Below are 14649 nucleotides of genomic sequence, written 5' to 3'. Positions count from 1 at the left end.
GGCCTTATTCGGCCAGGCGCGGGATGGCGGGACGGGCCTGTTCGGGGCCCATGGCGGAATAGCCGCCGTCGACGGCGTAGTCGGCGCCGGTGACGAAGCTGGCGTGGTCCGACAGCAGGAAGGCGACCACCTCGGCCACCTCGGCCGGATCGCCGGCGCGGCCCAGCAGGTGGAAGTCGGCGGCGACCCGATCGGTCTTGGCGCGGTCGCCCTGGGTCAGTTCGTCCATGACCCGCGACCAGGTCCAGCCGGGCGACACGGAATTGACGCGGATGCGGTCGCCGGCGTAGTCCATCGCCAGGCTGCGGGTGACCTGCAGCAGCGCGGCCTTGGAGACCGGATAGAGCCAGCGGCCGGTCTGCGCCACGCGCGACGAGATGCTGGTGAAGTTGACGATGGCGCCGCCGCCGGCGGCCACCAGGTGCGGATGCACGGCGCGGGCGGCCATGACGGCGCTGACGACGTTGATGTCCAGGGCGCGCAGCCAGTCGGCGCGGCCGGAGGCGGCGCCGTCGTCGAGGTAGGTGGCGGCGAGGTTTACCAGGTAATCGATGCGGCCGAAGTGGGCGGTGACCTCGGCGACGGCGCGGGCCAGTTGCGCGTCGTCGGTGATGTCGAGCGGCCAGGCGCGGATGCCGTCGGGGTCGGTGGCGGCGACGCGGGCGGCGCCGTCGGCGTCGATGTCGAAGATGGCGACGCGCACGCCGTTGGCGCGCAGCGCGGCGACGACGCCGGCGCCGATCAGCGTGGCGCCGCCGGTGACGATGGCGGTTTTTTGGGCCAGTCCCTTCATTTGCTTGCCTCCTGGATTGCTGAGATCGTGAGGCGGATGTTGCGACTGGGCGCTTGCTGGGGGGTAGCCGGATTTGGCGGTGGGTATCCGGGGAGTGCGGGTATTGCGGGGGGGGTTGATGGCCGTCAGGGGGGGATGGCCGGTGGCTGCGGTGGGTATCCGGTTTGTGCTTTGCTTTGTTCGCCTGGGAAGGGGGTGGTCAGGGTGATGGGCTTCGTAGGCCGGCTCTGCTTCGTAGGCTGCCCCTCGGGCGGGCGCAGTCGGTGGCGGGCGCCCACGATTGCGGTCCGGAGCGTTCGCTCCGGACTGCCCCGTTGTCATCTTCGTTGTCGCCTGCGGCGACTGCCTCTCAAGAAACTCCACTTAAGTCATTGATACCTCATTGGTTTCTCCTGAGGCGGTTAACGGCACCAAGCTGTAGCCCATGGTCTCTGCACGTTTTGTCAGGTGATGCAGGACGCGTTGGCGGTGGCGTTCTTCGTAGTACAGCTCACCTTGGTCGACGTATTCGGACCCTTTGGTCAGTAGGGTGTAAATCAGTCGAGCCAGTTTGTGCGCGGCTGCGGTGATGGCGCGCCGCTTGTCCAGGCGAGCGCACAGCCTTCGGTAGTAGGCGCCTAAAGCGGACTGGCTGTGACGTAGCGCCATTGCCGCCAGACGCAGGGCCTGTGCGGCGCGGTTGGGTGAGCGTTTGGTGGCGCCGTTCAGAACCTTGCCTCCGGAGATGCGTGTGCCCGGGCACAAGCCTAACCACGAAGCGAAGTGCTTGGCCGAAGGGAAGCGGTTCATGTCCGGACCGACCTCGGCCAGGACGGTAAAGGCAGTCATCTCGTCGATGCCGTTGATGCGGGTCAGGTCCACGCCGCACATGGCAAATAGATGCGTGCGCAGATCGAAGGCCATGGCCTTTTTGGGCCAGCGGCGCTGCGACTTGCCCGGATCGCCGTCATGGCGGTGCAGTTTGTGCAGTTCGGCTTGGATGTGCTGATCGCAATCGTTGAGCAGTTGTTGATAGGTGTCGTACAGGGCCAGCGCTTGCCGCAACGCGAACAAGTGCTCGTGACGCCAGTTGCCTTGCAGCGCGGCAGCGATATCGTCCTCGCTGGCCTTGACCTGGCGCTTCTTCAGGCGGGCCAGTGCATGCGGGTCGCGCTCGCCACCGACGATGGCGCGGATGATGGCCTGACCGGTGACCCCGACCACGTCCGACAGCACTTGCGTGAGCTGAATGTTCATCTGGGCAAGTGCCTTCTGCATGTGCTGCACGTGGCGCACCTGCGAAGCAAGCAGCATCTCGCGCTGGCGCGAGAACTCGCGCAAGACGCAAATCTCGTCAGAGGGACGGAAGGCGCCGGCCAACAGGCCATAGCTCATGAGCTGTTGCAGCCACTGGCAGTCCAGGACATCGGACTTGCGGCCCGAGACGTTCTTCACGTGACGGGCGTTGACCAGGTAAACGGTGAAACCCTGGCTATCGAGCAGCTCATAAAGCGGGATCCAGTAAACGCCGGTGGACTCCATGGCCACGGCGGTAACGCCGCAGTCCTTGAGCCATTGCGCTAGGCGATACAAATCGGCCGTAAAGCTCTTGAACTCGCGGACAGGTTGGTCGTCGCGGTCATGAGGCACGGCAACGAAGTGGCTGGCCGACCCGATGTCGATGCCCGCGGCATCGGGATGGGCCAGGCTTAGGGTTGCATCGGACTTGCGAGGTGACATGGCTTGCTCCATCATCGCTAACGGAATGCCGCCAGGCATGGGTACGTCGTTGTACTCACTCTCTCAAACGGGATGCACGCGCTAAGCGTGTGCTCGCCAATGTCGGTGACGTCACCCGGGGCCATGCTTCAGTACGGGCGTGGGCAAACACGCACCATTGGAAGGTCGGTCTTTACCTGAGCGGCATTCCACCTTGCCACAGGTGCAGCCACGAAGACAGTTTCTTCGTCACGGGCGTCGTGAATGACGACTATTGGGCTTCAGATTCCCTCGGGCGCATCGAGGTTGCCCGCCACCGACTGCGCCCGCCCGAGGGGCTACGTGCGTCTTGGTCTGTCGCGCTGCAGGACCTGTGGTCAGGGAAGGGAATTTTCAGGGCTGCCAATCCTGGCCGCGCGGGCGGCCAAGATTGGCGTCCAGGTATTTGAAGGGGTGGCGAATGCGCTGCGCGCCGGTGATCGATGCATATCCATCTTCCGCAACTTGCTGGGAGATAGAGAGAGGTTGGCCATTTCACCGATGCGGGGAGCGGAAGGTGACGCGTGTATCGCGTCGTGCGGTCAGTCCGCCCTTCTCCACACACTGGCGAGCCAGGCTTGTTGTTCGCGAGGGAGGCCGTCGGGGCGGTAGTAGTGTTCGAGTTCTTCGAAGCCCGCGGCTTGCAGCAGGGTGCGCCAGCCGGCCAGGTCGTGGTAGGCGCCGTAGCGGCCGCGGTTCCAGCCTTCCTGGTTGCCGCCGCGGGGGTTGGAGCTGAAGAGGACGCCGCCGGGTTTGAGGGTGGCGCGCAGGTCGCGCAGGACGCGGGGCAGTTCCTGGGTGGGGACGTGGAACAGGACGGCGTTGGCGAAGATGCCGTCGAAGCGGGCCGCGGGCAGTTGCAGGCGCAGGAAGTCCTGGTGCCAGACTTCGCGGCCGCTGGCGGCGCGGGCCATGGCGACGAAGCTGGGGGTGCCGTCCAGGCCGACGGGGCGGTGACCAAGGGCGGCGAAGGTCTTGAGGTCGCGGCCGGGGCCGCAGCCGAGGTCGAGGATGTCGTAGGGCGGCTCGCCGTCGATATGGCGCAGCAGCGCGGCGATGTTCTGGCTGACGTCGTGGTCGCGCGTGCCGGCCTCGAAGGACTGGGCGCTTTCTTCGTAGTGGGCCAGGGTCAGTTCGGTGATCTTGGCGAGGTCTTCGGCGTCGAGGTGCATGGAACGATTGTGCCGTAAAAAAACCCGCGCACGTCACCCTGCGCGGGTTTGGGGTCGGGCGCGGCCGGCTCAGGCGTGGCCGGCTGAGGTGCGGCCGATATCAGCGCGACCGGCGCAGACGCGGGCGGCTGACCTGCGGTCGCCCGCGGCGCGGCAGGCTCAGGCGGCCAGACGGCCTTCGATCCGGGCCTTGGCGGCGGGCAGGTCCTCGGGCAGGCCCTGGGCCAGTTGGCCGAACAGCTCGTCGTGCAGCGCCAGTTCGTCGCGCCAGGCGCCGTCGTCGACCGACATGACCTGTTCAAACTTGTCGGGGCTGAATTCCAGGCCGGTCCAGTCGATGTCCTGGTAGCTGGGCGAGATGCCGAACACCTGGTCGACGCCGCCGGCCTGGCCGTCGATGCGGCCCAGCATCCAGCGCAGCACGCGCATGTTCTCGCCGAAGCCGGGCCAGACGAACTTGCCGTCCGGACCCTTGCGGAACCAGTTGACGCAGTAGATGCGCGGCAGCGTGGCGCCGGCGGCTTCGAGCTGCTTGCCCAGCTTGAGCCAGTGCGTGAAGTAGTCGCTCATGTTGTAGCCGCAGAACGGCAGCATGGCGAACGGATCGCGCCGCACCACGCCCTGCTGGCCGACGGCGGCGGCGGTGGTTTCCGAGCCCATGGTGGCGGCCATGTAGACGCCTTCGACCCAGTTGCGCGCCTCGGTCACCAGCGGCACGGTGGTGGAGCGGCGGCCGCCGAAGATGAAGGCGTCGATCACCACGCCCTGCGGGTTTTCCCACTCGGGGTCGATCGACGGGCACTGCGCCGCCGGGGCGGTAAAGCGCGCGTTGGGGTGGGCGGCCTTGCGGCCGGTTTCGCGGGCGATGGCGGGCGTCCAGTCCTGGCCCTGCCAGTCGATCAGGTGCGCCGGCGGCGTGTCGGTCATGCCTTCCCACCAGACGTCGCCGTCGTCGGTCAGCGCGACGTTGGTGAAGATGACGTTGGCCTTGAGCGTGGCCATGGCGTTGAAGTTGGTCTGCTCGCTGGTGCCCGGGGCTACGCCGAAATAGCCGGCCTCGGGGTTGATGGCGTGCAGGCGGCCGTCGGCGCCCGGCTTGATCCAGGCGATGTCGTCGCCGATGGTGGTGACCTTCCAGCCGTCCATGCCCTGCGGCGGGATCAGCATGGCGAAGTTGGTCTTGCCGCAGGCCGACGGGAACGCGGCGGCGACGTGGTATTTGCGGCCCTTGGGCGAGGTCACGCCCAGGATCAGCATGTGTTCGGCCAGCCAGCCCTGGTCGCGGCCCATGGTGGAGGCGATGCGCAGCGCGAAGCACTTCTTGCCCAGCAGCGCATTGCCGCCGTAGCCCGAGCCGAAGCTCCAGATCTCGCGACTCTTGGGGAAGTGAACGATGTACTTGGTGGCGTTGCAGGGCCAGGCCACGTCGGCCTCGCCGGCGGCCAGGGGCTTGCCGACCGAGTGCACGCACGGCACGAAGTCGCCGTCGGTGCCGAGCACGTCATAGACCTGCTTGCCCATGCGCGTCATGATGCGCATGTTGACCACGACATACGGGCTGTCGGACAGTTCGACGCCGATGTGGGCGATGTCCGAACCCAGCGGACCCATCGAGAACGGCACCACGTACAGCGTGCGGCCGCGCATGGCGCCGTCGAACAGGCCGTTGAGCGTGGCGCGCATCTCGGCCGGGTCGGCCCAGTTGTTGGTCGGGCCCGCGTCCTCGGGACGGTCGGAGCAGATGAAGGTGCGGTCTTCGACGCGCGCCACGTCCGACGGGTCGGAACAGGCCAGGAAGGAATTGGGCCGCTTGGCCGGGTTGAGGCGGCGCATGGTGCCGGCCTGGACCATCTGTTCGCACAGGCGATCGTATTCTTCCTGCGAACCATCGCACCATTCGACGCGGTCCGGCTTGGCCAGCGCCACGACGCTGGCGACCCAGTCGATCAGGCCGCGATGCTTGACGTACGCGGGTACGTTCAAGGCCGCCAGGCCCCCGTCCAAGGGTTTATTCATCAGGGTTATCTCCATACTAAGGCTAATGGCGATACGGCCCCGTTTGACTGGGGCCGTATACATGTTTGCGCCATCATACTTGCAGCGCCGGGCAGCCCGTCAACCCGACCAAACGGACGAGTTTGTCACCGGGTTTGTCACTGTTTCAGGGGCGCTTGTCGCGTCCGCCGCCCTCATGCATAGCTGCCGTCGCGCAGCGAGCGGCGGATGATCTTGCCGGTGGCGGTGGTCGGCAAACTCGTTACAAAGCGGATGCGGCGCGGGTATTCATGGGCCGCCAGGCGGCTGCGCACGTGCGCCTGCAAGGCCTTGACCAGCGCCTCGTCGCCGGCCACGCCGTCGTGCAGCACCACGTAGGCCATCACCACCTCGGTGCGCTCGGCGTCGGGCACGCCCACCACGGCGGCCATGCGCACCGCGGGGTGGCCCAGCAGGCAGTCCTCGATCGGCCCGGGGCCGATGCGGTAGCCGGCGCTGGTGATGACGTCGTCGTTGCGGCCGACGAAGCGGATGAAGCCGTCGGCGTCGCGCACGCCCATGTCGCCGGTCAGCAGGTAATCGCCGGCGAATTTCTCGGCGGTGGCCTGCGGGTTGTTCCAGTAGCCCAGGAACATCACCGGATCGGGCCGCAATACGCCGATATTGCCTTCCTGCCCATCGGCCATTTCGGCGCCCTGCCCGTCCACGATGGCGACCCGGTGGCCGGGCGCGGCGCGGCCGATGCTGCCGATGCGCGGCTCGAACAGGGATGAGCACGATGACACCAGCATGTTGCATTCGGTCTGGCCGTAGAACTCGTTGATGGTCACGCCCAGCACCCGGCGGCCCCAGTCGATCAGCTCGGCGCCGAGCGATTCGCCGCCGCTGGCCACCGAGCGCAGCGCCAGCGCGCCGGGCGCGGGCGGATGGGCCACGCCGCGCATCATCTTGAGCGCGGTGGGCGGCAGGAAGGTGTGGGTGACGCCATGGCGCGCCATCAGGTCGAAGGCCGCGGCGCCGTCGAATTTCTCGAAGCGCCGCGCCAGCACCGGCACGCCGTGGTGCCAGGCCGGCAGCAGCACGTCCAGCAGGCCGCCGATCCAGGCCCAGTCGGCCGGCGTCCACATCAGCGTGGCGTGCTCGGGAAAGAATTCGTGCGACATCTCCACGCCCGGCAGGTGGCCGAGCAGCACGCGGTGGGCGTGCAGCGCCCCCTTGGGCTTGCCGGTGGTGCCCGACGTGTAGATGATGACGGCCGGGTCGTCGGCCGCGGTGGGTTCGGCTTCGAACTGCGCGGATTCGGCGTCGAGCGAGGCGTGAAACGGCAGCGCCCCGCCCTCGCCCGGACCGTCGATGCAATAGACCGTCCGCAGGGCCGGCAGCGTGGCGCGGATCTCGCGCAGGCGGCGGCAGCCCTCGGCGTCGGTGACCAGCGCGGCGGCGCCGCTGTCGGCCAGCCGGTACTGGATCGCGTCGACGCCGAACAAGGTGAACAGCGGCACCGCCACCGCGCCCAGCTTGTACACGGCGATGTGGGTCACGGCGGTTTCGGGCGCCTGCGGCAGGTACACCGCCACCCGGTCGCCGCGCCGCACGCCCTGGCGCCGCAGCGCGTTGGCCAACTGATTGGCGCGCGCCTTGATGTCGTCGAAGCTGTAGCGCGTCTGGCTGCCATCGTTTTTCTCGTGGATCAGCGCCAGGCGGCCGCTGCCGTCGGCCCACTTGTCGCAGGCGTCCACGCCGATGTTGTAGGCCGCCGGCACGCGCCATTGGAAGGAAGACGCCAACTGCGCGTAGGTTTCGGTTCTGGACAGCATGATGCTCGGGTCTCCGTGTCGCGGTTCTTGTGTTCGCTGTTCTTTTGTATTCGTGGCGGGGGCTTTGAGGCGCGGCGCCGCGGGTCGTTATGATAGTAAGCCCTGGCCACTTCCCATCGCCCCGCCGCCCCCATGGAAAAAACCGCCGCCGTCCCGATGCGCCGCCCGCCGGCCAGCGCCAAGTCCGAGCAACGGATACGGGACATCCTGCGGGTCGCGCGGCAGGTGTTTTCCGAGGCCGGCTTCCAGGCCGCCACCACCACCGAGATCGCGCAGCGGCTGGGCGTGTCCGAAGGCACGGTGTTCACCTACTTCGGCGGCAAGCGCGAGCTGTGCGTGCGCGTCATCAGCGACTGGTACGACGAGATCATCGCCAAGGTCGAGGACTACCTGCCGCACGTGCAGGGCGCGCGGGCCCAACTGCACTACCTGGTGCATGCGCACCTGCGCCACCTGCTGGCCGAGGGCACCGGGCTGTGCGCCTTCATCCTGTCCGAAGGCCGGGCCCGCAACGACGATTTCGGCGAGATCTACGCCGGCCTGCAGCGGCGCTACACCGCGCCGTTGATGCGCATCCTGGCGCAAGGCCAGGCCGACGGCCACATCCGCGAGGACATGCCGCTGCGCCTGCTGCGCTCGGCCATCTATGGCCCGATGGAACACGTGCTGTGGGACGCCATCCTGCGCGGAACGCGGGTCGACGTGGCGGCCACCGCCGACCAACTGGTCGACTTCCTGTGGCAGGCGCTGCAGCCGCCGCGCCGCGACGCGCTGGCGCTGGCGCGATTCCGGGGCGAGGTGCAAGACGCCCTGCATCGGCTTCAGTCCGCCGAGAACAAGGACGGCGGCGCGTACTGAGGAAAGCCGTCGTAGGTCTCGCCGCGCGCGGCTGGCGGCAGGGTCCAGGAGTGGCGCGCGTTGGGCACGCCGCCATCCACCCGGATGACACTGCCGTTGATGAAGGCCGCCGCCGGCGACAGCAGGAACACCACCGCCGCCGCCAGCTCGGCCTCGGTGCCGAAGCGCTGCAACGGCACCTTGGCGGCCAGCCCGCGCAACACCGCGCGGTAGTCCTCGTCGTAGCTGTCCATGCCGCTGGAGGCGATCCAGCCCGGCGCCACCGCGTTCACCCGCACGCCGGCGTGGGCCCATTCGCAGGCCGCCGTTTCGGTCAGGTTCCAGACGCCGGCGCGGGCCGCGCCGGAATGCCCCATGCCGGGCATGCCGCCCCAGATGTCGGCCAGCATGTTGACGATGGCGCCGCCATGCTGGCGCATGTGCTGGATATAGACCTCGCGCGCCATCAGGAACGTGCCATGCAGGTTGTTCTGCACCACCGCGTTCCAGCCGTTGAAGCTGATCTGGTCCAGCGGCGCGGGGAACTGGCCCCCGGCGCAATTGAACAGGCCGTCGATGGCGCCATGCGCGGCCAGCGCGTCGGCCACCGCACCCCGCACGCCGGTTTCGCCGCGGATGTCGCAGGCGTGCAGCGTGATGCGGCCCGCGGCCTCGGGATAGATGCGCGCCAGTTCATCGCGCGCGGCCTCCAGCTTTTCCGGCTTGCGGCCCACCAGCGCCAGTCGCGCGCCCAGCGAAGCCAGCTCGTGCGCGGTGCAGCGCCCCAGGCCGCTGCCGCCGCCCGTGACCATGACGGTCTTGCCGTCGAACAGGCCCGGCCGGAAGACCGACGCGTAGCGCGACGCCGCGGCGGCGCCGTCGGGGGATGGGTTCATGTCTCGCTCCATTATTTTTTTGAGGATAACTCAATAACCTGAAAATAAGTGCGTCTTTTAGGCGTATAACCCTATGGAAACAATGCATCGATTCAGGCTATTAGTTGAGCCTTTATCAATAATTCGGAGACCCGCATGAGCACGCCGACCCCGCTGCTGGTGGACCGCGACGGCCCCGTCGCCCGCCTGACGCTGAACCGCCCGGACATGCGCAACGCCTTCGACGAAACGCTGATCGCGGCGCTGACCACGGCGGTGCGCGAGGCGGCGGACGATCCGGCCGTGCGGGTGCTGCTGCTGACCGGCGCGGGCAAGGCGTTCTGCGCGGGCGGCGACCTGAACTGGATGCGCAGGATGGCCACGCTGACCGACGCCGACAATCGCGCCGACGCCGATCGCCTGGCGCGGATGCTGCGCGCCATCTGGTCCTGCCCCAAGCCCGTGGTGGCGGCGGTCAACGGCGACGCCTATGCGGGCGGCATGGGCCTGGTGGCGGCCTGCGACGTCGCCATCGCCGCCGATCACGCGCAGTTCTGCCTGTCGGAAACGCGCCTGGGCCTGCTGCCCGCCACCATCAGCCCCTACGTGATCCGCGCCATGGGCGAACGCGCCGCCAATCGTTACTTCCTGACCGCCGAACGCTTCGACGCCGCCGCCGCGTACCGCATGGGGCTGCTGCATGGCATCGTGCCGCTGGCGCGGCTGCAGGACGAAGCCGACGCCGTCTGCCGCGCGCTGTGCGACAACGGCCCGCAGGCAGTGCAGGCCAGCAAGCGGCTGGTGCGCGACTTTGCCGGCCGGCCGCTGGATGACGCGCTGGTGGCCGATTCGGTCGAACGCATCGCCGCGGTGCGTGCGTCGGATGAAGCGCGGGAAGGCGTCAGCGCGTTCCTGGAAAAGCGCCCGCCAGCCTGGCGCGCGTCCTGAGGCAAGGCGAGGCGGCGCGTCCGCGCCGCGGCGAACATGGCGGCCGTATCCCACATGCCATAATCGCCGATGCAAATCCTGGAATCTCCATGCCCACCGCCTTACCCGTTTTCCCCCCATTGAATGCCGAGCGCCTGTGGTCGCGCGTCGAGACCCTGTCGCGCTACACCCTGCCCGACCAACCCTGGACCCGCCGCGCCTTTTCGCCGCTGTTCCTGCAAGCGCGCGAGTGGCTGCGCGGCGAGTTCGAGGCCGCCGGCCTGGCCTCCCGCCTGGACGCCGGCGGCAACCTCATCGGCACGCGCGCCGGCCGCAACCCGCAACGCAAGCCCATCGCCACCGGCTCACACTGCGACACCGTGATGAGCGGCGGCCGCTTTGACGGCATCATCGGCGTGCTGGCCGGCATCGAAGTCGCCCACACGATGCGGGAACACGGCATCGAACTGGAGCACCCGTTCGAGGTCATCGACTTCCTGTCGGAAGAACCCAGCGACTACGGCATCTCCTGCGTCGGCAGCCGCGCCCTGAGCGGCCAACTCAGCGCCGACATGCTGGCCGCGCGCAACGCCGACGGCGAGACGCTGGCGCAGGGCATCGCCCGCATCGGCGGCGACCCCAGCGCGCTGACCCAGCCACTGCGCGGCCCGGACGGCACCGCCGCCTTCGTCGAACTGCACATCGAGCAAGGCCCGGTGCTGGAAAGCCGCCAACTGCCCATCGGCGTGGTCACCAACATCGTCGGCATCCGCCGCGTGCTGATCACGGTCGAAGGCCAGCCCGATCACGCCGGCACCACGCCCATGGACATCCGCCGCGACGCCCTGGTGGGCGCGGCCCGCATCATCGACGCCGCCAGCCGCCAGGCCAGCGCCGCCAGCGGCAACCCGCACTACGTGGTCGCCACCGTCGGCAAGCTCGCCATGACGCCCAACGCCGCCAACGCCGTGCCCGGCCGCGTCGAGCTGACGCTGGAAATGCGCAGCGACAGCAACGCGGTGCTGGACGCCTTCCCCGAAACCCTGATGGCCAGCGTGGCCGCCGACCTGAAGGCCCTGCGCCTGACCGCCGGCTTCGTGCAGTTGAGCCGCGCCCAGCCCACCGACTGCATGCCGCTGGTGATGGACGCGGTGCAGGCCGCCGCCGACCAGCTCGGCTACGCCAATATGCGCCTGCCCAGCGGCGCCGGCCACGACGCCGTCTACATGGCGCCCACCGGCCCCATCGGCATGATCTTCATCCCCTGCCTGAACGGGCGCAGCCACTGCCCCGAGGAGTGGATAGAGCCGGCGCAGTTGTTGGACGGCACCCGCGTGCTGTATCAGACCGTGCTGGAACTGGATCGCCGGCTGTCCCGATAACCCCACCCTGATGCCGCCATGGAACAGATAGAACTGAACGACAGCACCGCCGACCGCTACCTGCTGGACACCCCCGGCCTGACGCTGCTGGTGTTCCACAGCCGCACCTGCGGCACTTGCCGCATCGCGCGCGAACAGTTGCCCAAGCTGGACCTGCCGGTGGAACGCGTGTGCTGGGTCGATGCGGGCGAGAACGGCGGCCTGGTCGAACGCTACGAGGTCTTCCACCTGCCGGCCATGTTCGTCACGCGCGACGGCGCCTTCTTCGGCCCGGTGCAGGCCAGCCTGGCCGAATGGGATCTGCGCCAGCAGATCGGACTGGCGCTGGACAGCTACCCGGCCGAACTGCCGTGAGCGCCGTCGCCGCCCTCGCGGCCCCTACCCGCCGTCCGCTGGACTCGCTGGCCACCGGCGTGATGCTGCTGCTGTGCGTCTGCTGGGGTTTCCAGCAGATCGCCATCAAGCTGGTGGCCGCCGACATCTCGCCCATCATGCAGGTCGGCCTGCGCTCGGCCTTCGCGGCGCTGGTGCTGGGCGCGGTGGTGTGGCGCGCCGAAGGCTCGCGCGCGCTGCGCGATGGCACGCTGGGCGCGGGCGTGCTGGTGGGCCTGCTGTTCGGCTTCGAGTTCCTGGCGATCGCGCAGGGGCTGGTCTACACCACGGCCTCGCACATGTCGGTGTTCCTGTACACCGCGCCGATCTTCACCGCGCTGGGCCTGCACTGGCGCGTGCCGGAAGAACGCATGGCGCCGCTGCAATGGCTGGGCGTGGCGGTGGCCTTCGGCGGCATCGCCGTGGCCTTCCTGGGCAACGGACAGCCGCAGGCCGCGGCTGCCAGCAACATGCTGCTGGGCGACAGCCTCGGGCTGCTGGGCGGGCTGCTGTGGGGCGCCACCACGGTGGCGATCCGCCGCACCGCGCTGTCGGAAGCGGCGCCGTCCAAGACGCTGTTCTACCAGATGGCGATCGCCGCGCTGGTGCTGCTGGTCTATGCCGCGGCCACCGGCAACGCCGGCATCCGCTACACGCCCTCGGCCGTGCTGAGCGTGGCGTTCCAGTCGGTAGTGGTGGCGTTGTCGAGCTACCTGGCCTGGTTCTGGCTGCTGCGGCGCTATCTGGCCTCGCGCCTGTCGATCCTGTCGTTCATGACGCCGCTGTTCGGGGTGTCGTTCGGCGTGCTGATCCTGGACGAACCGCTGGACGGCGCCTTCGTCATGGGCGCGCTGATGGTGCTGGCCGGCATCTCGCTGGTGAGCGGCGCCGGCCTGCTGCGCGAGAAGCTGCGGCGCGGCCGGCGCCCCTGAACGGCGCGGAGGTAACCGTAGTGGAGTGACAGGCGTGGGCCGGGTCGCGGGCTGACCCGGCGCCTGGCGCGCCGGCCATTGCCATGACCGGCGCGCGTTCGGGGCGCCGGCCCTTCAGGCCCGGCGCGGGCCGCCCAGGTTCAAGACGATCAGCGCCGCGCCCGCCAGCACCAGCGCGAAGCCCCACCAGTCGGCCACGGCGGGGCGATCGCCCACCAGCGCCATCGCGCCCAGCACGCCGACCACCGGCACCATCAGCGTGGTCAGGGCCGCCACAGTGGCGCTGACCCGTTCGCTCAGCACGAACCACAACCAATACGCCACCGCCGTGCCCAGCACGATGTGGAACGTCAGCGCCGCTGCCACCCGGGGGCTCCAGCCCTGCGTTGGAAAGGTCTCGCCCGCCAGCAGCATGCCGGCCAGCGCGCAGGCCGCGCCCACCGCCAGTTGCCATGCCGTCACCACGATGCGGTGCCCCGTCACCGGCCAGCGCTTCAGGTAGACCGTGCCGGCGGCCCACCCGAAGGCGGCGGTGAGCGGAAACGCCAGGCCGCGCGCGGCGGCCAGGTCGTGATCGGCGAAGATGGCGCGCAGCACCGGCCAGGCCAGCACCGCCACGCCCAGCCCGCCCAACAGCAGCGCCAGGCCGCGGCGGCGGTCCAGCCGTTCGCCCAGCACGGCCCAGGCCAGCAGCGCCGACATCATCGGCATGGTGAAGGTCAGCACCGCGGCGCGCGAGGTGCTGGTGCTGAGCTGGGCCCAGGCCACCGCCAGGTTGAACACCGCCACGGCCAGGATGCCGCCGATGACGATGCCCCGCCACGAGGCGCGCGGCGGCAACAGCGCCAATCCCTTGGCGCGCGCCAGGATCAGCAGCAGCGCGGCGCCGCTGCCCAGTCCCAGCAGCCGCAGGGTGAACGGCGGGCAGATCGACAGCACGATCTTGACCGCCGGCCAGTTCAGGCCCCAGAACAGCGCCAGCGCAACCGGGATCAGGCGCACGCGGCCTTTTCCCGGGCGATCAGGTCCGCCAGGCCCTGGCGCTGACGGCCTTCGGCGTCGAAGTTGGCGGGATCGAGCCAGCTTTCGTAGGCGGCGCGCAACGCCGGCCATTCACTGTCGATGATGGAGAACCAGGCGGTGTCGCGGCTGCGGCCCTTGTAGACCGTGGCCTGGCGGAAGATGCCTTCAAACTGGAAACCCAGCCGCGCGGCGGCGGCGCGCGACGGCGCGTTCAGGCTGTCGCATTTCCATTCGTAGCGGCGGTAGCCCAGCTCGTCGAAGGCGCGGCGCATCAACAGGAACTGCGCCTCGGTGGCGATGCGGGTGCGCTTGAGCAACGGCGAAAATGCCACGAAGCCGACTTCGATCACGCCGCTGGCCGGGTCAATGCGCATCAGCGACAGCGAGCCGATCGCGCGGCCGCTGGCCAGGTCGATGACGGCGTGGTGCATCGGGTCGCTGGCGGCATGGGCCTGCGCCTGCTCGGCGAACTGGCGGTAGGCGGCGGCGTCGGCAAAGGGGCCAACGCTCATGTAGGTCCAGTCGCGGCCGTCGGGCGCCTGGCTGAAGGCGGCATACAGGTCCGCCGCGTGGCGCTCGGCCGATAGCGGTTCGAGGCGGCAGTAGCGGCCCTGCGCGGGGGCCAGCGGCGGTCGCGGACGCGGTGTCCAGCCGGACAGGTCGGCGCCGATGGGTTGTTCGAATGCGTTGACGCGGGGTTGCATGCTGCGAGGCCTCATCCTGGTTGGAAGCGGGTTGGGGAAAGCGCCGCCGCCAAGGCGGACGCGCGCCAGGGTTTTTCGTCGTG

The 14649-nt window shown here is 69.0% G+C and carries 13 protein-coding genes; 5 read left to right on the top strand and 8 right to left on the bottom strand.

All coding sequences use genetic code 11. The features are described 5' to 3' along the window. Nucleotides 1–4: 4 nt before the first annotated feature. The 5 genes from ACUDCK_RS10120 to ACUDCK_RS10100 all read right to left on the bottom strand — a co-directional run bounded on the left by ACUDCK_RS10120 (nucleotide 5) and on the right by ACUDCK_RS10100 (nucleotide 7514). The gene (locus tag ACUDCK_RS10120; RefSeq protein WP_175168076.1) at nucleotides 5–793 is read right to left on the bottom strand and encodes an SDR family oxidoreductase; all 789 of its coding nucleotides are present in this window, start codon (nucleotides 791–793) and stop codon (nucleotides 5–7) included. A gap of 363 nt (nucleotides 794–1156) precedes the next feature. After that, a complete protein-coding gene (locus ACUDCK_RS10115; protein ID WP_049073553.1) occupies nucleotides 1157–2512 on the bottom strand; it encodes an IS110 family transposase in 1356 nt (451 codons plus the stop codon). Between the two features lie 560 nt (nucleotides 2513–3072). After that, the gene (locus ACUDCK_RS10110; RefSeq protein WP_175167705.1) at nucleotides 3073–3702 is read right to left on the bottom strand and encodes a class I SAM-dependent DNA methyltransferase; all 630 of its coding nucleotides are present in this window, start codon (nucleotides 3700–3702) and stop codon (nucleotides 3073–3075) included. Between the two features lie 159 nt (nucleotides 3703–3861). Further along, nucleotides 3862–5718, bottom strand: coding sequence for a phosphoenolpyruvate carboxykinase (GTP) (locus ACUDCK_RS10105; protein WP_116792111.1), 1857 nt, complete (start codon nucleotides 5716–5718; stop codon nucleotides 3862–3864). A 173-nt stretch (nucleotides 5719–5891) separates the two neighbouring features. Further along, nucleotides 5892–7514 carry an acyl-CoA synthetase gene (locus ACUDCK_RS10100; protein WP_175167704.1) on the bottom strand — a complete coding sequence of 541 codons (1623 nt, stop codon included), beginning with the start codon at nucleotides 7512–7514 and terminating at the stop codon, nucleotides 5892–5894. Nucleotides 7515–7646: 132 nt separating this feature from the next. On the opposite strand from ACUDCK_RS10100, the gene ACUDCK_RS10095 reads away from it, so the two are divergent. Further along, a complete protein-coding gene (locus ACUDCK_RS10095) occupies nucleotides 7647–8372 on the top strand; it encodes a TetR/AcrR family transcriptional regulator (protein ID WP_175167703.1) in 726 nt (241 codons plus the stop codon). Here ACUDCK_RS10095 and ACUDCK_RS10090 read toward each other — a convergent pair. After that, complete coding sequence (locus ACUDCK_RS10090) at nucleotides 8336–9247, bottom strand: SDR family oxidoreductase (protein ID WP_064526324.1); 912 nt, start codon at nucleotides 9245–9247, stop codon at nucleotides 8336–8338. The two genes, ACUDCK_RS10095 and ACUDCK_RS10090, sit on opposite strands and share 37 nt — an antisense overlap. Nucleotides 9248–9382: 135 nt before the next feature. Between ACUDCK_RS10090 and ACUDCK_RS10085 the strand changes: the two genes are divergently transcribed. The 4 genes from ACUDCK_RS10085 (at nucleotide 9383) to ACUDCK_RS10070 (ending at nucleotide 12839) form a co-directional block, all read left to right on the top strand. After that, on the top strand, nucleotides 9383–10174 hold the full coding sequence (locus tag ACUDCK_RS10085) for an enoyl-CoA hydratase/isomerase family protein (RefSeq protein WP_144655166.1): 792 nt from the start codon (nucleotides 9383–9385) through the stop codon (nucleotides 10172–10174). 89 nt (nucleotides 10175–10263) lie between these two features. Next, nucleotides 10264–11535: a Zn-dependent hydrolase gene (locus tag ACUDCK_RS10080; RefSeq protein WP_445659306.1), complete on the top strand. Its 1272-nt coding sequence runs from the start codon at nucleotides 10264–10266 to the stop codon at nucleotides 11533–11535. A gap of 18 nt (nucleotides 11536–11553) precedes the next feature. Then, on the top strand, nucleotides 11554–11889 hold the full coding sequence (locus ACUDCK_RS10075) for a thioredoxin family protein (protein ID WP_049074821.1): 336 nt from the start codon (nucleotides 11554–11556) through the stop codon (nucleotides 11887–11889). 62 nt (nucleotides 11890–11951) lie between these two features. Then, entirely contained in the window at nucleotides 11952–12839 is an 888-nt protein-coding gene (locus tag ACUDCK_RS10070; protein WP_445659320.1) for a DMT family transporter, read from the top strand. A gap of 114 nt (nucleotides 12840–12953) precedes the next feature. Here the strand turns inward: ACUDCK_RS10070 and ACUDCK_RS10065 are convergent, their stop codons facing one another. Further along, on the bottom strand, nucleotides 12954–13841 hold the full coding sequence (locus ACUDCK_RS10065) for a DMT family transporter (RefSeq protein ID WP_054503788.1): 888 nt from the start codon (nucleotides 13839–13841) through the stop codon (nucleotides 12954–12956). Further along, nucleotides 13832–14566 carry a GNAT family N-acetyltransferase gene (locus ACUDCK_RS10060; RefSeq protein ID WP_049074824.1) on the bottom strand — a complete coding sequence of 245 codons (735 nt, stop codon included), beginning with the start codon at nucleotides 14564–14566 and terminating at the stop codon, nucleotides 13832–13834. Before ACUDCK_RS10060 ends, ACUDCK_RS10065 begins: the two co-directional genes overlap by 10 nt. Between the last annotated feature and the right edge of the window lie 83 nt (nucleotides 14567–14649).

This window comes from Achromobacter sp. CF-sbj1-Ac2-l (assembly GCF_052698165.1).
Note: the sequence above shows the minus strand (reverse complement) of the source record. Positions and strands in the feature narration are given on the sequence as shown.